Genomic DNA, 18286 nt, shown 5'->3' on the forward strand with positions numbered 1-18286 from the left:
CCCTTACTCGGGGGGGTCCCACTTGCGGGGGGGGGGGCGGGGGCTTCCCGGCGCCGCCCGCGCCTCTGAAGGGTTGAGGATTACTCCTCGGTCACCACGACCTGCTCGAGGCGGGTGAAGGTGGCCTGATCCATGAAGAGGGACTCTCCATCGATCCGGTCGCTGTGCACCGTGAGGTAGTTGGTGAACCACATCGGGATCACCGGCATGTCCTCGAGGAGGACGGCCTCGGCGTCGGTGTAGAGCTCGGCCGCCGCGTCGGGATCGGTCTCGGCATTGGCTTCGCCGATCAGCTGGTCGAACTCGTCGGAAGAGTAGTCGGCGTAGTTCGAGGAGGCGCCGGTGGAGTAGATGGGCTCCATCGCGTACTGCGCGCTGGGGTAGGACAGGGTCCAGCCCAGACGGTACGGCCCGCTGATCGCCTGCTCGTCGTGGAGACCGAGGTACTGGGCGAACTCGAGGGACTCGAAGGTGATGTCTTCGATGCCCAGGTGCTCGCGCCACTGGTTGGAGACGGCCTCGACCCAGTCTTCGTGACCTGCACCGGAGTTGAAGTAGACGGTCAGCTCTTCAGGTCCGCCGGCCTCTTCGTAGAGGTCTGCGGCAGCCTCGGGATCGAACTGGCAGAACTCACAGGTGTTCTCGTTGGACTCGATCAGGTCCGGCGGGATGATGTTCTCGGCCGGGGTCTGCGCGCCGTCGTAGATGTTGTCGATGATCAGTTCACGATCGATCGCCATGGAGAGCGCGTGGCGCACATCGACGTCCTGGAATTCCTCCTGGTACAGCGGGAAGCCCAGGTAGGTGAAGGCAGAGGTGTCGAAGTCCTGGTAGTTCTCGCCGAAGTCGGCCTCCACCGTGGTGCGGCGGTTCGGCGGGGCGGCATCGAGGATGTCGAGGTTGCCGGCCTGGACGTCCAGGTAGGCGGTGTCGACCTCGGAGTAGATGCGCCATTCGATCCGCTCGGGAAGGCCGGGGTTCTCGCCGGCCCAGTCCTCGTAGCGGTTCACGGCGATCTGCTCGTCGTGCTGCCACTCGCCGTCCATCTGGTAGCGACCGTTGCCGACCGGCGCCTCCTCGAAGGCGTCGATGTCGTCGAAGGCGACCGAGGGCATCGGGTAGAACGCCGTGTAGGTCAGCATGTCGGGCAGCGGGGAGAAGGGCTCGGTGAGCTCGATCTCGAGGGTGTACTCATCGACTGCGCGGACGCCTTCCAGCTCCTCGGCGACACCGTCGACGACCTCCTGGTAGCCCAGGAAGTTGTCGAAGAAGTTGGCGCTCTGCTGGGCGTTGTCAGGGTCGACGGCCCAGTTATAGGTCTCCACGAAGGTCTGTGCGGTGATCTCTTCGCCGTCGTGGAAGGTCCAGTCCTCACCCAGGGTGAAGGTCCAGGTGACGTTGTCCTCGGTGTCCCAGGACTCGGCCACGCCCGCGGTGGGCTCGTAGGTGTCGAAGTCGGTCTGGGTCAGGCCGGTGAACAGGGAGCCGAGGACCCACGAGCCGCAGACCTCGGTGGAGTTCGCGGGGACCAGGAACTGCGGTTCGCAGTTGTAGGCCGAGACGGTGCCGCCGCCGTCGACGCCTTCGGCGGTTTCGCCGTTGTCTCCGCCGTTGTCGCCACCGCCGCCGCAGGCCGACAGCACCAGGGCTGCGGCTGCGGTCACCGCGACGGCACCCGTCGCGCCATGGCGACGGGATGTCTTGTTGACGTGCATATTCGATTACTCCTCGAGAAGATGCGAGCTTTATGGGCATACGGTGATCTACGCGCGAGTGTTGCGTGGGTCACCTGTGGGAGCGAGTTTAGCAGGGCAGTTTTTCAGCTGCGTTACAGGTTCCGTACATGTGACCGTGTTTCACGCGCAGGCGCGCAGAGCGTCCTGCAGGATCTCCTCAGGCGAGCGCGGCGAGCAGACGCTGCCGTTCGGTGCGTCGTCGAGCTTGGATCTCAGGGTCGGGAACCGGGGCGGCTGCCAGCAGCTGCTGGGTGTAGGACTCCTTCGCGTGGCGCAGCACCTGGTCGGTGGTCCCCTGTTCCACGGTGCGCCCGTTCTGCATGACCATCACCTTGTGTGCCAGAGCATCGACCACGGCGAGGTCGTGGCTGACGAAGAGGCAGGCGAAGCCGTAGTGCTGCTGCAGCTCGGAGAACAGGTCCAGCACCGCCGCCTGCACGGAGACGTCCAGCGCGGAGGTGGGTTCATCGGCGATCAGCAGCGTCGGGTTCAGGGTGAGTGCGCGGGCGATGCTGATGCGCTGCCGCTGGCCTCCGGAGAGCTCGTGCGGGTACCGGTTGAGCACGCTGGAGGGGAGCCTGACGGCGTCGAGCAGCTCCCTGGCCCGCGCCATCCGTGAGTTCTTGTCTCCCTCCTTGTGCACGACCATGGGCTCGGTGATGATGTCGCCGATCGGGAATCGGGGATCAAGCGACGCGGCCGGGTCCTGGAAGACCACGCCGATCTCTCGCTTGAGCGTCTTCCTCTCCTTCGACGGCAGCGCCGGCATGTTCATTCCGCGCACGCGCAGCTCACCTTCGGCGACGTCGAGCAGACCCAGCACCGCCTTGGCAACGGTGGACTTGCCGGAACCGGACTCCCCCACCAGACCCATGATCTCCCCGGGCTGGACGGTGAAGTTGAGGTCATGCACCACCCGGGTCGCCCTGCGGCGGAACTTGTACTCCAGCGCGACGTCCTTGGCCTGAAGCGCCGGCGGCGCGACGCTGGCGGCGCCGTCGTCTCCGTCGCCGGAGAAGCCGTTGGTCGTGCCGTTGGGCGCGAGGCCGTCAGCTGAGGCATCGGCACGCTCGGTGACGCTCACGCGCTCCGGCTCCAAGGATGGGTCTCCCGCCGCGCGCAGCAGCGGCATCGCCGCGAGCAGACGCCTGGTGTAAGGGTGCTCGGGGTGGCTGAGGATCTTGGTGACCGGGCCGGTCTCCACCACCTCCCCGTTGAGCATGACCACCACGCGGTCCGCCATATCTGCGACCACACCCATGTTGTGGGTGATCAGCAGGATGCCGGTGTTGAGCTCCTCCTTGAGTTCGCGCAGCAGGTCCAGGATCTCGGCCTGGACCGTGACGTCCAGTGCGGTGGTCGGCTCATCGGCGATGATGACCTTGGGCCCGCAGGCGATGGCCATGGCGATCACGATGCGCTGCCGCTGCCCACCGGAGAACTGATGTGGATACTGCCGGATCCGGGTCCGCGCGTCGGGGATGCCCACTCGCTCGAGCAGCTCGATGGACCTCTCCAGCGCCTCTGCGCCGAAGGCGACGTCGTGGACCTGCAGGGCCTCGATCAGCTGATCGGAGACGCGCAGCACCGGGTTCAGCGCCGTCATCGGCTCCTGGAACACCATGCTGATGTCCGCACCCCGCAGCCGGCGCCGCTCGGCGGTGGACATGTTGAGCACGCTGCGACCTTCAAGCAGGACCTCACCGTGGACAGTCGCGTTCTCGGGCAGCAGCCCCATGGCCGTGGAGGAGGTCACGGACTTTCCGGAGCCTGATTCGCCGACGACGGCGACGACTTCGCCGGGCATGACGTCGAAGGAGACGCCCTTGACCGCATCCACATCGCCGAACTCGGTGGCGAAGCTGACCCGGATGTCCTTGTAGCTCAGTACTGGCTCGCGCATCAGGAGTCCCTCTTCTCGTCGGTCGGATCGTGGCCGAAGTCTGGACCGTGATCGCTCATTCCTGCGGGCATCTGCAGCTGGGAGGGACCTCCGGAGAGCTCCTTGACCTGCGTGCCGGCCCGCTCCTCTGCGGTGGCCCGGCCCAGCAGGCCGAAGGCGGTCCGCCAGCCGGGACGGCTCGAACCGGTGCGCTTCTGCCGCGGGTCGATGGCATCGCGGAGTCCATCGCCGATGAAGTTCACGCTCAGCGCGATGGCGATGATGAAGAGTCCGGGGAACCAGAAGAGCCAGGGTCGGGTGGTGAAGGCGTTCTGATTGTTCTGGATCAGCGAGCCCAACGAGGTCTCTGGGGGCTGCACGCCGAATCCGAGGTAGGACAGCGTGGTCTCCAGCAGGATGGCCGCGGCGATGGCGAAGGTCGCGTTGACCACGATCACCCCGATGCTGTTGGGCAACATGTGCTTGAGGATGATTCGAGCCGGGTGGGCGCCCATCGCGACCGCCGCCGAGACATAGTCCTTCTCGCGCAGGGAGAGGATCTCAGCGCGGACGAGTCGGGCGGTGCCGGTCCAGGTGGCCAGTCCGATGAACAGCGCCAGCGTCAGCGTCCCCCCGGGCAGGTTCTGCGCATAGGCGCCGAACACCGCGGCGAGGGCGAGCAGCGGGACCACGATCACCACATCGGTGACGCGCATCAGCACCGCCTCGATCCACCCGCGGAAGTACCCGGCAAGAGCACCGACCAGCACTCCGAGGAAGGTGGAGGCGAAGGCCACGCCGATCGCGACCACGAGCGACTGCTGGATCCCGCGCATGACCATGGCGAAGTAGTCCCGGCCGATGCTGTCCTGGCCGAAGGGGTGGTCTCCGAGGAAGCCGTCGTTGAACATGGTGGGGCGGCCGCCGTCGACCGTGATGCCGGTGGCCAGGAAGCTCTTCGACCACCAGCCGGTCCCCTGGCCGGAGAAACCGATGGAGGTCACCGAGATGATGATAATGAAGACCAGCACGGCCATGGAGACCACGGCCGGCTTGTGCGCGAAGAATCTCCGCCGGACCAGCTGGCCCTGTGAGTAGGAGCGATGCGCGCTGGCGAGTTTCGCATCTTCGGCCTCGGCGGCGCTGAGCACGTCCTCGGGCGGGATGGGGGGTGTCTGTGAGCTCATACTCTAATCCTCGGATCCAGGACCGCATACGTGAGGTCCGCAATCAGGTTGAACAGCACCGCTGCGGCGCCGGTGATGAGGGTGAACGCCATGACGGGCGCGGGGTCGGCGTTGCTCAGGCCGGTCACGAACATGTTTCCCATGCCGGACCAGCCGAAGACCTGCTCGACGACGACGGCGCCGCCGATCAGCCCGGCGAAGTCGAAGGCCACGATCGTGGTCAGCGGGATCATCGAGTTGCGGAAGGCGTGTTTGAAGACGACGGTGCGCTCGTTGACGCCCTTGGCGCGTGCGGTGCGGATGTAGTCCTGGTTGACGGCCTCCAGCATGGAGCTGCGGGTGTACCGGGTGTAGGTGGCCACCGAGACCAGCATCAGGATCGTGGTGGGCAGGATCAGCTGAGTGCCCTGGTCCAGGGAGACCTGCCAGAAGTCCCCGCTGAAGTTCGGCGAGGATGAGCCGATCGTGGCGATCGGACGCGGCTTCATGCCCAGGAATTCGGGCCAGGCCCGCATGAAGTGGTCCAGCAGCACCATGACTGCGAAGAGCGAGGCGGTGATCACGCTGACCGCCACAGCCTGCCCCTTCGCGTGGCCGCCCATGGTTCGACCCACGAGCACGGCGACGGCGATGGTGACCACGAAGAGGCCGACGATGCTCAGCCAGCCGCCCGGAGGGTCGATCAGCAGCCAGAAGGTGGCGTAGTAGGAGACCAGGCCGAGCCCGACCACGGTGAGCGCCGAGTACAGCACGCTGCGGTTCCTCAGTCCGGAGAGCAGGGCGGTCAGACCGAAGGCGAGTCCGATGCCCAGAAGCGTGATCAGCGCGGGGCCGAGCCGGGGCTCGCGGGCGTAGTTCAACGAGTCCAGCAGCGGCATGGCGATCATCACGAAGCCGAACATCACCGCACCGGTGAGCAGCCGCCGCCGGGCGGAGCCGCCGATGATCAGCGGCACCAGGATCGCGGCGACCGCCGCGACCATGAAGATCTGCGTCCAGCTGAAGTGCGGTTCACGCAGCCAGTTGTTGTAGGTGATGCCCATCCAGTCCTTGGCCAGCACCGCGGCCCAGAATACCGGGAGCGAGAAGAAGAGGAAGACGAAGAACGAGACCGCGTAGTCCAGGGAGGAGTACTGCCGGATCGCGGTGACGATGCCGGTGAGGATGCCGATGATGATCGAGAGGATGGTGGCCAGGAAGACCAGGCGCAGCGTGGAGGACGCCGAGTTCGCCACCATGGCGCCGACATCCTGTCCGCTCATATTGGTGCCGAAGTCGCAGGCGCCGACGGCGCAGCCGGCGATCCCGGAGAGCCAGATCCAGTACCTGGAGTACCAGGGCTGATCCAGGTTCATGAAGTCGATGCGCTGCTGGATCAGGAATTCGACGTTGTCGGCATTGGACTCGCGCAGCTCCAGGAGCGGATCACCGGAGTTGATCACCAGGACGAAGACGAGCAGGGAGGCGCCGAAGAGCACCGCGATGGCGCTGAGGAGTCGTTTCAGAACATAGCTGTACACGGGGTGGTTGTACCTTCCACGAGCTGTGGGGGAAGCATCAGTGGGGTTCGATCCGGAGTTCTTCCGGATCGAACCCCACTGATGTCGATGGTCCTGATCAGCTGAGGTGCTCAGCGGAGAGGGACCTGCGGACTGCTGAGATCACTCGGCGCGCTGCCACTGCTCGGCGTTCCACATGATCTGGTCCTGCGACGCGGTGTCGCGGACGTTGCTGATCGTGATGTCCGAGCCGGAGAGCTGCGGGTGCACGTAGAGCGGGATCCCGAACAGGTCGCCCCAGAGCTCCTGCTCGATTCCGATGATGATCTCCTGCTGCTCGTCGGCATCCTCAGTCGTCGCGAGCTGGTTGAACAGGTCGTCCACGGTCTCGTTGGAGTAGCCGCCGTAGTTCTGCGGGCGATCGGTGGAGTAGATGTTCTGCCCCGAGACGACCTGGCCCGAACCGGCCCAGGCGAAGAGCGCAACCTCGTAGTCACCGGTCTCCAGGGCACCGCCCGGAGCGAAGAAGTCCTCGCTTCCCTCGTCGACGATCTCGAAGCCTGCTTCATCACAGGAGGCCTGGATCTCGGCGACGGTGTCCGTGCGACGCGGGTTCGGTCCGGCGTAGCCGATGCGCACCTCGGTGCCGACGGCGTCCTCAGCCTCGAGGATCTCGCGGGCGCCTTCGACATCGACCTCGTCGTAGGTGCCCTCATAGCTCTCGGAGACGATCTCCTCGTAGTTCTCCTCGAAGCTCAGCGACTCGCGGGCGTTGAGCACCGAGGCCTCGGGGTTGACCGGCTCGATCAGGTTGCTGACGATCTGCTGGCGGGGCACGCACATCGCGAAGGCCTCCCGCAGTTCGAGGCTGTCGCTGAAGGCACCGTCGTTGAAGTTGAAGTCAAGGTGCTCCCAGGTGGCGGCCTCACCCTCGTGCAGCACGAAGTCATCTTCGAGACGCTCGAGCTGGCCGCGGGTGTCGACGGTGGCCTGCGGACGGGCGATGTTGAGGTCGCCGTTCTCCAGGGCCTGGACGTGCTGGCCGTCGTTGACGAAGCGGTAGACGATGCGCTCGGTGCCCGGCGCGCTGCCCCAGTACTCCTCGTTCGCAGTGATGGTCAGTGACTCCCCGGCCTGCCAGTTGTCCAGCTTGTAGGGGCCCGTCACGGGAATGAGCTCCTCATCGGGGAACTCACCTGGGTCGGTGAACCAGCCGTCGTTCCAGAACTCAGCTGCCGGTTCCAGCGCCTCGGTGTCAGCCTCGCGCACCGCGGTGACCAGCTCATCGAGCTCCATGTCACTCTGCTCTGCGACGACATGAGCCGGCAGCGCCGAGCCCACCAGGATCTCCCAGTCGGCAAAGGGCTCGGTGTACTCGATGGTGAAGGTCTTGCCCTCGGGGTCACCCTGGGGGCCTTCGAGCACGCGTTCGCCGTAGGTCTGGGAGATGCCGTTGAAGAGCGGCTCATCATCGGAGTTGGTGAGCTCGGCGTTCTGATACGCCCAGTCGAGCACGTAGTCCGCGACGGTCACCGGTGTGCCGTCTGACCAGCTGACATCCTCTCCGATGGTGTATTCCACGGTGAAGGGATCCTCGCTGGTGACCTCGTAGGAGCCGAAGTCCTCATTGGGGTACCAGACGTTGTCGGTGCCCCAGTAGCCGAAGCCGTCGAAGAGTCGGTTGACCACGACGGAGTTGTACGTGCTGTAGGTCTCCGGGGTGAACCCCTGGTAGCTGATGAACTCGGTCTCACCGATGGAGACCGAGATCTCGTCATCCATGGTCTCCAGGTCACTGGTGTCTGCCTTGCCGGTGTCCTCCGGCTCGGTGGTGAACTGCTGCCCCTCCGCGGTGATCGCGTCGGTGTTGCCGCCATTTTCGCCGTTGGACGTTTCTTCAGCCTCGGCGTCGTCGTTGTCGCCTCCGGGGGTGCAGCCGGAGAGCACGAGTGCGCCGGTGGCCAGAATGGCCGTCGCCGCAGAGAGTTTCCTCAGTTTCACAGTTGCTCCTCATCCTTCAATGCGATGTGACCGGCGCGATTTCTTCCCCTCATCCCTCGAGAAGGTGACCCATCTAACACCGGTTCAATGTGCGAACCAGACTACGGTCGGCACGACCGGCCGGTTGGCCATTTCAACTCGTGTGATGGAATCGTTACCCGACTCAACCGACTGAGATATGACCCAGATCACGGCTCGATTCTGCGTCCGATCAACCCGCGAAAACATGTGTGAAACATGCAACGGCCACCTGGAGAAAGAGAAACTCCCGTGCGATTCCGCCCAGGGAATCGCACGGGAGTTACCAGGCGGTCACATGTCCGCACGTTGTGTGAGGAGCGCCACTTTGCCGCTTGAAACACGTAAGCAACATTCGGATCAGACTTCTGCTACTCATTGGTAACGGGGGCTGACCTGCGAATAAGTCAGAGTGTTACGTCGCTGTGCCGGGTGTGGTGCTCAGCGCCGCCAGGAGGCCTCGGGATCGGAGGTCTCACCCTGAGTCATGCGCAGCGCCTGGCCCTGCGCCACGAGGTCCTCATACTTCTTGGACTTCTTCTCTGCGGTGCCCATGTCCCGGGGTGGAAGCATGATGGTGCGCTCGGCCTCGATGCCGCTCTGCAGCTGGCGTCCGCGTTCCAGTTCGGAGTCGAACTCGGCGCCCAGCAGCAGCACCAGGTTCATGATGTAGACCCAGATCAGGAAGATGATGACGCCTGCCAGCGCGCCGTAGGTGGCCTCGTAGTTCCCGAAGTTCGACACATAGAAGAACACCGCAGCAGTCGCGAGCACCATGACCAAGATGGCCAGCACGGCGCCGGCGGAGATCCAGCGGACCCCGGGCTGACGCAGATTCGGCGTGACGTGATAGAGCATCGCGATGCAGATCACAGCCACGATCAGCAGCGCGGGATAGGTGGCCCAGTTGAAGATCGTCACGGCGGTCTCGCCGAGCCCCACGGTGTCCCCCACCGCCCGGGCGATGGGCCCCGAGATCAGGAGCAGGAAGACCGCGGTGGCCACCAGCACGAGAAGCCCCGCGGTGACCAGGTAGAAGATCGGACGCAGCTTCAGCAGCGAGCGGCCCTCTTCCACCTCGTAGACCCGGTTCATCGACCGGGAGAAGGCGTTGACGTAGTTCGAGGCGGTCCACAGCGCGGTGAGCAGGCCGAGCGCCAGCCCGATACCTGCACCCTCCACGCTCGTGATGGCTTCGATGGCCGGTCTGATCTGCTCCATGGTGTCGGACTCGAGCATCTGCGCGGCGGTGGAGAGCAGGAATTCCTGGGTCCGTTCGCCCTCGCCGACGAATGACATCAGCGAGACCAGCGCGATCAGCGCCGGAAAGACCGAGAGCACCGTGTAGTAGGTCAGCCCTGCGGCAAGATCCGTGCAGCTGTCGCGACCGAACTCCGTGAGGGTCCGCTTGGCGCTGTACTTCCAGGTGGTGCCGGTCAGCTTCACCGGGGAGGACGTCTTGTGGTCCTCGCTGTCCCCGGAGATGGACTCCTCGAAGTCCTCACGCTGGCGGTTCTTGACCATGAACGGCTGGTCCGCCGCCGCGGAGAGGGTGCCGACGCGCAGCTGGTCACCCTGGTGCACGGTGGCACCGGAGCGGCCCCCGTCCTCGATCTGGTGCCGGGGTGCACGATGGGCCTTCAGGGCACCAGCGGCGCGGCCTGCCGGGTTGGAATTCTTGGGGTGACCCTGCGGGTCGGAATGAGCGCTCATGGACTCAAACTATCGGCATGTGACCTCAGGACCAACTGTTCAACGACCCCCTGACACCTCACGTCTGGTCATAGCCAGCTCGTCGATATGTGTGATCGGAGCGGGCAGGGCGTTGTTGAGGTATCCAGCCCTGGCGATGGCCATGGATCCCACTGCCGAGGTGAGCAGCTGAGCGACGATCGCGATGATCGCTTTGACCAGGTTCAGTCCGCTGAAATCCATCAGCAGCGCGCCGAAGACGATGGACGCCACCCCCAGTCCCGCGGAGGTGCCCACCGCCGAGGCGCGCAGGTAGAGATCGGGCAGCTTGAACAGCCCGATCGCGGAGATGACGATCGTGGCGATTCCCACGAAGATGAACACCAGGCCGAAGATGTCGGCGATGTGATCCGGTTCCATCAGCGGCGACCTCCTGATCCGAGTCGTGCCATCGACAGCGCCGCCATGAAGCCCAGCAGCGTGGCGATGAGGATGATGTCGAAGAGCGCCTCGATATTGGTGCGCAGTCCGATCAGGGCGACGAAGCCGATGGTCGCGAAGAAGATCAGGTCTGCGGCCACGGCCCGGTCCATGGTGCGTGGGCCGATCAGCCCGCGCACGGCGGCGATGACCATGCCGATGGCCAGCAGGATCAGCGCGACCTCGAGAGTCCATTCGGAGATCATCGGCTCTCACCTGCCTCATCCAGCGGACGGACCACCGGAAGCTGGGTCGGACGGCTCAGGTCCCCGGGGACCCGCCGCATCGCGCGCAGCAGCCGGTCCTCCATCTCCTGGATCTCGGCCACCAGCTGCTCGCGGCTCTCCACGAACATCCCGTGCACGTAGAGGATGCCGTGCTCCTTGGAGATGGTGATGGTCAGCGTGCCCGGGGTCAGCGTGATCAGCGAGGAGATCATCGTCCACTCGCTGTCGCTGCGCGAAGCGGCCGGCACCGCGAGGATCGCGGGCCGCATCTTGGAACGTCCGCGCAGACGCAGCACCTCGGCGGTCACCGTGTAGTTCGAGATGATGAACTCCTTGGCGTACCAGAAGAGGAATCCGATGATCCGAAATGACCAGCTCATCATGCGCCGCTCACCGCCCTCACATAGTCCAATGGGTTGAGCAGGTTCTCTGCCGCGGTCTCCGACCAGCCCATCAGCAGCTCTGCCCCGAGTCCGAAGAACAGGGTGATCGCGGCCAGCAGGATCGCCGGGAAGATCAGCTTGAAGGGGACCTTGACGGCCTGCTTGCCGGCGAGCACCGCGGTGGTGGTCGCCGTCGGCGGTCCGATGGTCAGCGTGGGGGTCTCGGCCTGCGCCTGCACCCGCAGGTAGCGCTTGCCGTGCATGCGCTGCTGATAGGTCAGCGCGCGCTCCTGCAGGTCGTCGGGCTCTGACCCCATGAACACGCCGGTCCAGATCTTCAGCATCGAGAGCAGCGTGAAGATCGAGACCACCACCGCCACGGCGGCCACCCAGTAGTGGGATTCGGCCAGGGTGGCCTGGATGATCGCGAACTTCGCGACGAACCCGGAGAAGGGCGGCAGCCCGGCCAGCGAGAGCGCGGCCACCATGAAGGTCACCGCGATCAGCGGCTCACGTTTGAGCATGCCGCCGAGCTTGTCGATCTCTCCGGTGCCATAGGTCTCTTCGATCGCGCCGGTGGAGAGGAAGAGCGAGGCCTTCACGATCATGTGGTGGAGCAGATAGAAGATCGCGGCGGTGAGCCCCAGCAGGGTGAACAGTCCGACGCCGATCAGGATGTAGCCGATCTGGCTGATCATGTGGAAGACCAGGATGGACCGGGTGGTCTTCTCCCCCACCGCGCCGAGGACGCCGATGAGCATGGTGGCTGAGGTGATCACCAGAGCCACCCAGAGGAAGCGCTCGTCGCCGTCGAAGAGCAGCGAGTAGATCCGGTAGATCACGTAGATCGCGACCTTGGTATGGATCCCGGAGAACAGCGCGGTGACCGCCGGGGAGGTCATCGCATAGGTGCGGGTCAGCCAGCCGTGGACCGGCACCACCGCAGCCTTGATCGCGACGGCGGTCAGCACCACGCCACCGGCGAGGGCGACGGCGGGGTCATCCTTGCCCGCCCCATGCAGCTCCGCCAGGTTCACGGTGCCCGCGGTCGCGTAGACCAGGGCGATGCCCACCAGAAGCAGCGTGGAGGCCAGCAGGTTCACCGAGACATAGATCCGCGCCCCGTGGGCGCCGAGCTTGGCGCCCATCATGGCCAGCAGGCCATAGGACGGAAGCAGCATGACCTCGATGAACACGAAGAGGTTGAAGATGTCTCCGGTCATCAGCGCCCCGGAGACGCCGGCCATGAGCACCAGCACGAAGGGGTGGAAGAACCGAGCCCGGGCCTCGTGGGTGGCCATGGCGAAGAGCACGCTGGCGAAGGCCAGCACCGACATGATCATCAGCACCAGCGCGGAGAGCGCGTCGACCACGAACGGGATCGAGACCCCGTAATCCCAGAGCCCGACCTGGTGGACCAGCACGGTCCCGTCGCCGGTGGCGATCACCAGCAGCACCGCGAAGATGAAGAGCGCGGCCAGGGTGCCCAGGCTGATCATGTGGCGGGCCAGACGCTTCTTGCGCAGCATGACGCCGACGGCGGCGAGCAGCAGCGGTATGCCGACCGCCAGCGGAAGCAGCGGAGGAAGTATCTCGGTCATCGGGCGTCTCCCTCCTGGGTCTCGGTGTGCGCCGTCGCCTGAGGCGCTGTCGCCCCGGGCTCGGCGGAGGAGGCGGTCCCCGGCGTCTTCTCCGGCCAGGGGTCTCCGGTCTCGTCCTCTCCGCGCTCCACCACGATGTCGCCGGACTCCGTGGTCAGACCGAAGAAGCCGGCGTCGTTGGTGTCGCCGCGGTCAGCGGCGAGCAGCAGGGCCGGCGAGACCTCGACGTCCTCGGTGTCGTCGTCGGTGGTGGTGGTGATCGCCAGGGTCACCATGAACATGGTGATGGAGAATGCGATCACGATGGCGGTCAGCACGAAGGCCTGCGGCAGCGGGTCGGCCTGTTCGCCGAGCTCGCCGGAGCCGATATAGGGCACGCCGCGGTAGGCGGTGTTGCCTGCCGCGAAGAACATCAGGTTCGCGGCGTGGCTGGCCAGGACGAAGCCCAGCACGATCCGCACCATTCCGCGCTGCATGAACAGATAGACGGCCGCGGCGGTGAGCAGCCCGACGGCGATGGCGATGCTCATCGGTCGTTCACCCCTTTCGGTTCGATGTCCGGGTGAACCCCGGGCCAGGACTCATCCGCCTGCACTTCGAACGGAAGGTCGCCGGGGTCGGCGTGATAGCCGGCGGGGACCTTCAGCGTGGAGAGCTCCGATTCGCTGGTGCCGCGCGCGCGGCGGTGTGCCTTGAGCAGCTCCGCAGGGTAGCGCTGCGCCTGACCGAGCCGGTCCAGCGCGACCAGCACCGCGCCGATCACGGCGAGATAGATGCCGACGTCGAAGATCAGCGCCGTGGTGAGTGAGAACCCTGCGTCGGAGCCCCACGGCATCGGGAGTCCCTCCACGATCACGATCGGGCGCAGATAGGAGCCCTCGAGGAAGCCGGCGAAGCCGATGGCCGCGCCGGTGATGATGCCGCCGACGATGACCAGCGCATAGTCGAAGCGCAGCTTCACCGAGGTGTCGGAGGGGGCGACCAGGTAGCGCAGCGCGAAGAAGCCGCCGGCGACCAGCGCGGCGATGAACCCGCCGCCGGACTCGTAGTGGCCGCGCAGCAGCAGGATCAGCGAGAGCAGCACGATGAACGGCGCCATCCAGTTGAAGACGCTGCGCATGGCGGTGGTGTTGTCCCCGGCATGATCCAGCGGGGTCCCGGACCATTGCCGCGAGGCGGGCGGCTCGTTGTCCGAGGTGGCGAAGGAGGAGTTCAGCAGCGCCAGGATCGCGAAGCCTGCAACGCCGAGCACGGTGAGCTCTCCGAAGGTGTCCAGCGCGCGGAAGTCCACCAGGATGGAGTTCACCGCGTTGAGCGCGCCGGTCTCCTCGTAGGTGTTGAGCAGGTACCACTCGGCGACCGGGGACTGTCCGCGCCGGCCGGTGAGTGCGAAGGTGGCGGCGAAGGCCATCACGCCGAAGGACAGGGCCACCGCGATGGCGACGCTGCGCCGGGTGCGGGTGACCTTGTGGAAGCGCTTGGGCAGCTTGCGCAGCACCAGGACCAGCACCACCACGGTGAGGATCTCCACGAGCAGCTGGGTCATGCCCACATCCACCGCGCCGAGCGCGAAGTACCAGGCGGCGACCACGAACCCGGCGCCGCCGGCGAGGACGACCGCGGCGGCGCGGTTCTCGGCGATGACCGTGCCGGCCAGGAAGAAGACCAGCAGCCCGATCAGCACCCAGTCGGTCATCCGGGTGTTGCCGGGATCGAACTCTCCGACCACCGGCGCGGCGACCAGGCCGGCGATGAACACGCCGGCAAGCAGGATGCCCGGAGGGGCGAGGTGCACCGCGTGCACGTCGCTGCGCGTGATGTCTCCGACCCGGCGGCCGAAGTTGATGGCCCCCAGTCGCATGGACTCGGCCAGTTCGACGCCGGTGAACGGCAGGATCCTGCGCGGAATCAGGTTGTCCAGGCGGGCTCGCATCGCGACGACGAGCAGGCCGCCGCCGACGATCACCGCGGAGAGCATCAGCTCGGTGTTGAAGCCGTGCCAGAGCGCGAACTCCGCCGTATAGGTCCCGGTCTGAGCATCCTCGCCGGCCCGGGTGATCAGCCCGTCGAAGACGAAGGGGGTGAAGCCGAGCACCAGGCCCGCGGCGGCGGGCAGCAGCGCCGGCAGGTAGAAGCTGGCGGGCGCCTCATGGGGCGTGGTGGGGTCGATGGGCTCGTGGTATTCGTCCTTGGACCCGGTGCCGGTGTAGCTGGTGAACGCGCCGAGCACGATCCGGCCGCAGTAGGCGAAGGTGCCGATGGCGGCGAGAACGGCCATGCACGTCAGCGTCCAGGTCAGCGCGGCGGGCATGTCCGCGGAGAGGAACCCGGCGAGCAGGTGCTCCTTGGAGACGAAGCCCAGCAGCGGCGGGACCCCGGCCATGGAGAGTGAGGAGATCAGGGTGATGACCAGCGAGATGCGCATGGTCCTGCTCAGTCCGTTGAGCCGTCGGATGTCTCGCGAATGCGCCTCGTGCTCGATGATGCCCACCATCATGAACAGCGCGGACTTGAACAATGCGTGGGCGACCACGTGGATCGTGGCGGCCACCAGCGCGGTGGGGGTGCCGATGCCGATGACGGCGACCAGGAAGCCCAGCTGCGAGACCGTGGAGTAGGCCATGATCTCTTTGATGTCGTGGCGCTGCAGGGCGAAGAGGGCGCCCATCAGTGCGGTGGTCAGACCACAGCTGATCAGGAGCACCTGCCACAGCGTGGACTCTTCGAAGACCGGAGAGAAGCGCAGCAGCAGGTAGATGCCGGCCTTGACCATGGCCGCGGCGTGGAGGTAGGCCGAGACCGGCGCGGGGGCGACCATCGCATCGGGAAGCCACAGGTGGAAGGGGAACTGCGCGGACTTGGTGAAGGCGGCGAAGGCGATGAGCACCGCGACCACCGAGGTGAAGGTGGTGTTGTCCTGCCAGGCGCTGTGCGTGAGCGCCTCGGACATGGACGTGGTGCCGGTCTCCACGATGATCAGCAGCACCGCGGTGAGCAGGCCCAGCCCGCCTGCGGCGGTGATCAGCAGCGTGCGCTGGGCCGGGGCCGGGGCCTTGTCTCCGGAGCGGTTGATCAGGAAGAAGGAGCACAGCGTGGTGAACTCCCAGAACACGAAGAGCAGGATCAGGTCATCGGCGATGACCATCCCGCTCATCGCGAAGACGAACATCAGCATCCACAGGTAATAGTCCGAGGTCTTCTTCTTGACCGAGAAGTAGCGGGCCGAATAGGCCATCACCAGGGCGCCGATGAAGAGGATCAGCAGCAGGAAGACCATCCCGAGCCCGTCCAGGCGCAGGCTGAGGCCGACGTCGACCGTGGGGATCCAGGGAAGGTGCTCCTCGATCACTCCCCCATCCAGCAAGGTGCTCAGCCACGGCAGCGTGGCCACCCCGATGCCGGTCAGCGCCACGGCGGCGAAGAAGCCGGTGTCGCGACCGAGGGCGCGGTGGACCAGGGCGGCGATCGGGACCAGGGCCAGAGTCAGCATCAGGAGCACCATGAGCGTCATCGGCGGACCACCGCCGGCGCGCATGAGCGCATGGAAGGTCTTCGCGAGTGCATGGTGCCTCCAGTCGGTGCGGGTGAAACGGCGCGGTGAAGCTCATCGCCGACCAGTCTTCCCGGCACACCAGTGTTCGACTATATCTATGGGGCTGATCTCTCAGCAATCGAGTCGTGCTCATGGAGTGCGGACCATGCTCCGGTGTGATCCGTGCTACGGCAAGTGTGTCCTACTGCTCCTCGACGACGCCGCAGGCCACGCGGCTCCCGGAGTCTCCACTGGTCAGGGTCTCGGCGTCGGGGCCGAAATTGCGCTCGGGGACGTTGCCATGGTTGTCCGCCTGGGCGTGGATGATCACGGAGCTGCCTTCTGCGCTGAGCAGGTCCTCCGGCGCGAGTCGATCGCTGACCAGGCTCAGCCAGCCGGTCCGGTCCTGGTTCACCAGCAGGTTCGGCAGATCTCCGGCATGGCCGGGGTGGGTCACTGCTTCGGGCTCTGCGGGCGGGACCTCCTCGGTGAGGTCATTCAGGTCGGTCTCCGGAGCTTCCTCCTGCGGAGCCTCTTCGCCCTCCACGATGCCCATGTCTTCCTCCATGGTCCCTACCAGGTGACCGCCGGAGGACTCGAAGTCTCCGAACACGCCGTCCTCCGAGCTGGACACCGGCTCGCACACGCCGCGTTCGTGGATGGTGATGCCCCGGAAGCCTGCGTCGACGTCGTGGACCTCGGCCTCGACGAGCACGCCGTTCTCGACCTCGGAGAAGCTCACCGTGCCGATGTCGTTGCCCGCCACGTCAGCGATCTCTGCGGAGGCGAATGGCTCCTCGGAGCCGTCCGGACCGGCGCCGCCCGCCTCGCCGTCCTCGTCCTCGTCCTCGGCCTCGGCGAGCTGAGCGTCCCCGGCGTCCGCGTCGTCGTCGGCGAGCGCGGGATCGCTCTGCTCAGCATCTGCATCGCCGCAGCCCGCCAGGGCCAGCGCCGCTGCCAGCGCGATCCCGGCCAGCGGAGCGCCGCGGAACCAGGGGGAGGCGGATCTGTGCGGTGGAATGCTCATGACCGCACAGCCTACCGGGCGCCCGCTCAGGCATGTGCACAGGGGTGGTCGAGGGCGCTGCTCAGGCGTGGGTGTGGGTCTCACCGGCGGCGATGCTGCGCGGCTCGAGCTGGAAGGTGGAGTGTTCCACCGCCACGTCGAAGTGTTCGGCCACGCAGGTCTTCAGCCGGCTCAGCGTCTCCGGCACGCAGCCTTCGCGGAAGCAGGCGTCATCGAGGACCACATGGGCGGAGATCACCGGCAGCCCGGTCGCGACCGTGGAGGCGTGTAGGTCGTGGACCTCCTGGACATGGTCCTGGGCCAGCATGTGCGCCCTGACCTGCTCCAGGTCAAGCCCGCGAGGGGCGAACTCCAGCAGCACTCGCGCGGTCTCGCGCAGCAGCAGCAGCGCACGCGGAATGATCAGTGCGGCGATGGCCAGCGCGGCCACGGCGTCGGCCTGCTGCCAGCCGGTGGTCCAGATCACGACGGCTGCCACCATCACCGCTAGCGATCCCAGCGCATCGGCGGTGACCTCGAGGAACGCGGCACGCATGTTGAAGTTGGCCTTCCGGCCCGAGGCGAGCACCAGCAGCGAGATCACGTTGCCGGTCAGACCGACTGCCCCGAAGATCAGCAGCTCGATGTGCAGAATTGCGGGCGGTGCGCTGAGCCTGCCGATCCCCTCCACCGCGGCGTAGATGCCCACGCCCAGCAGCAGCGTCGCCTGCAGCAGCCCCGCCAGGATCTCCACGCGTCGGAAGCCCCAGGTGCGCTGGGATGTGGCGGCCCGGTGCATCAGTCCCGCCGCGACCAGGGCGACACCGAGGCCGATGCTGTCGGTGAGTGAATGCACGGCATCGGTGAGCAGCGCCAGCGAACCGGTGACCCAGGCCCCGATGGCCTGCGCCAGGACGACACCCACGGTGATGGCGCAGGCGATCGCCAGCCGACGGCGGTGTGAGCGCGTGCGTGCGGCAGTCTCGGAGGAGGCAGGGTCGTCGGCGCGGGCGCCGTGATCATGGTGGTGCATCGTGGCACC

The 18286-nt window shown here is 66.1% G+C and carries 14 protein-coding genes; all 14 read right to left on the minus strand.

The window, feature by feature from the left end; all coding sequences use genetic code 11:
- Positions 1–80: 80 nt before the first annotated feature.
- On the minus strand, positions 81–1715 hold the full coding sequence (locus LTH93_RS03645; protein ID WP_241470105.1) for a peptide ABC transporter substrate-binding protein: 1635 nt from the start codon (positions 1713–1715) through the stop codon (positions 81–83).
- Between the two features lie 178 nt (positions 1716–1893).
- Positions 1894–3639 carry an ABC transporter ATP-binding protein gene (locus LTH93_RS03650; RefSeq protein ID WP_241470106.1) on the minus strand — a complete coding sequence of 582 codons (1746 nt, stop codon included), beginning with the start codon at positions 3637–3639 and terminating at the stop codon, positions 1894–1896.
- On the minus strand, positions 3639–4805 hold the full coding sequence (locus LTH93_RS03655; RefSeq protein WP_241464007.1) for an ABC transporter permease: 1167 nt from the start codon (positions 4803–4805) through the stop codon (positions 3639–3641). The genes LTH93_RS03650 and LTH93_RS03655 overlap by 1 nt, the downstream gene beginning before the upstream one ends.
- On the minus strand, positions 4802–6325 hold the full coding sequence (locus LTH93_RS03660; RefSeq protein WP_241464006.1) for an ABC transporter permease: 1524 nt from the start codon (positions 6323–6325) through the stop codon (positions 4802–4804). Before LTH93_RS03660 ends, LTH93_RS03655 begins: the two co-directional genes overlap by 4 nt.
- Positions 6326–6466: 141 nt before the next feature.
- Positions 6467–8305 carry an ABC transporter substrate-binding protein gene (locus LTH93_RS03665; protein WP_241464005.1) on the minus strand — a complete coding sequence of 613 codons (1839 nt, stop codon included), beginning with the start codon at positions 8303–8305 and terminating at the stop codon, positions 6467–6469.
- 459 nt (positions 8306–8764) lie between these two features.
- Positions 8765–10036 (minus strand): YihY/virulence factor BrkB family protein, encoded by a 1272-nt coding sequence (locus LTH93_RS03670; RefSeq protein ID WP_241464004.1) that lies wholly within the window; start codon positions 10034–10036, stop codon positions 8765–8767.
- A 39-nt stretch (positions 10037–10075) separates the two neighbouring features.
- Complete coding sequence (locus LTH93_RS03675; RefSeq protein ID WP_241464003.1) at positions 10076–10435, minus strand: cation:proton antiporter; 360 nt, start codon at positions 10433–10435, stop codon at positions 10076–10078.
- Entirely contained in the window at positions 10435–10701 is a 267-nt protein-coding gene (locus LTH93_RS03680) for a monovalent cation/H+ antiporter complex subunit F (protein WP_241464002.1), read from the minus strand. The genes LTH93_RS03675 and LTH93_RS03680 overlap by 1 nt, the downstream gene beginning before the upstream one ends.
- Positions 10698–11105 carry a Na+/H+ antiporter subunit E gene (locus LTH93_RS03685; protein WP_241470107.1) on the minus strand — a complete coding sequence of 136 codons (408 nt, stop codon included), beginning with the start codon at positions 11103–11105 and terminating at the stop codon, positions 10698–10700. Before LTH93_RS03685 ends, LTH93_RS03680 begins: the two co-directional genes overlap by 4 nt.
- Entirely contained in the window at positions 11102–12706 is a 1605-nt protein-coding gene (locus LTH93_RS03690) for a monovalent cation/H+ antiporter subunit D family protein (RefSeq protein ID WP_241464000.1), read from the minus strand. Before LTH93_RS03690 ends, LTH93_RS03685 begins: the two co-directional genes overlap by 4 nt.
- The gene (locus tag LTH93_RS03695; RefSeq protein WP_241470108.1) at positions 12703–13236 is read right to left on the minus strand and encodes a sodium:proton antiporter; all 534 of its coding nucleotides are present in this window, start codon (positions 13234–13236) and stop codon (positions 12703–12705) included. The genes LTH93_RS03690 and LTH93_RS03695 overlap by 4 nt, the downstream gene beginning before the upstream one ends.
- Positions 13233–16241 (minus strand): DUF4040 family protein, encoded by a 3009-nt coding sequence (locus LTH93_RS03700; RefSeq protein WP_241470109.1) that lies wholly within the window; start codon positions 16239–16241, stop codon positions 13233–13235. Before LTH93_RS03700 ends, LTH93_RS03695 begins: the two co-directional genes overlap by 4 nt.
- A 199-nt stretch (positions 16242–16440) precedes the next feature.
- Positions 16441–17265, minus strand: coding sequence for a superoxide dismutase family protein (locus LTH93_RS03705; RefSeq protein WP_241470110.1), 825 nt, complete (start codon positions 17263–17265; stop codon positions 16441–16443).
- A 61-nt stretch (positions 17266–17326) separates the two neighbouring features.
- The gene (locus LTH93_RS03710) at positions 17327–18277 is read right to left on the minus strand and encodes a cation diffusion facilitator family transporter (RefSeq protein ID WP_241463994.1); all 951 of its coding nucleotides are present in this window, start codon (positions 18275–18277) and stop codon (positions 17327–17329) included.
- Positions 18278–18286: the final 9 nt, after the last annotated feature.

Source organism: Nesterenkonia sp. DZ6, from assembly GCF_022565835.1.
Taxonomy (GTDB): domain Bacteria; phylum Actinomycetota; class Actinomycetes; order Actinomycetales; family Micrococcaceae; genus Nesterenkonia.

Bases quoted from the DNA above. Each gene is read 5' to 3' on its own strand.
- LTH93_RS03690 (WP_241464000.1), bottom strand. From the start codon at position 12,706: ATGACCGAGATACTTCCTCCGCTGCTTCCGCTGGCGGTCGGCATACCG.
- LTH93_RS03650 (WP_241470106.1), bottom strand. From the start codon at position 3,639: ATGCGCGAGCCAGTACTGAGCTACAAGGACATCCGGGTCAGCTTCGCC.
- LTH93_RS03685 (WP_241470107.1), bottom strand. From the start codon at position 11,105: ATGATGAGCTGGTCATTTCGGATCATCGGATTCCTCTTCTGGTACGCC.
- LTH93_RS03670 (WP_241464004.1), bottom strand. From the start codon at position 10,036: ATGAGCGCTCATTCCGACCCGCAGGGTCACCCCAAGAATTCCAACCCG.
- LTH93_RS03705 (WP_241470110.1), bottom strand. From the start codon at position 17,265: ATGAGCATTCCACCGCACAGATCCGCCTCCCCCTGGTTCCGCGGCGCT.
- LTH93_RS03655 (WP_241464007.1), bottom strand. From the start codon at position 4,805: ATGAGCTCACAGACACCCCCCATCCCGCCCGAGGACGTGCTCAGCGCC.
- LTH93_RS03680 (WP_241464002.1), bottom strand. From the start codon at position 10,701: ATGATCTCCGAATGGACTCTCGAGGTCGCGCTGATCCTGCTGGCCATC.
- LTH93_RS03675 (WP_241464003.1), bottom strand. From the start codon at position 10,435: ATGGAACCGGATCACATCGCCGACATCTTCGGCCTGGTGTTCATCTTC.
- LTH93_RS03695 (WP_241470108.1), bottom strand. From the start codon at position 13,236: ATGAGCATCGCCATCGCCGTCGGGCTGCTCACCGCCGCGGCCGTCTAT.
- LTH93_RS03700 (WP_241470109.1), bottom strand. From the start codon at position 16,241: ATGCGCGCCGGCGGTGGTCCGCCGATGACGCTCATGGTGCTCCTGATG.
- LTH93_RS03645 (WP_241470105.1), bottom strand. From the start codon at position 1,715: ATGCACGTCAACAAGACATCCCGTCGCCATGGCGCGACGGGTGCCGTC.
- LTH93_RS03710 (WP_241463994.1), bottom strand. From the start codon at position 18,277: ATGCACCACCATGATCACGGCGCCCGCGCCGACGACCCTGCCTCCTCC.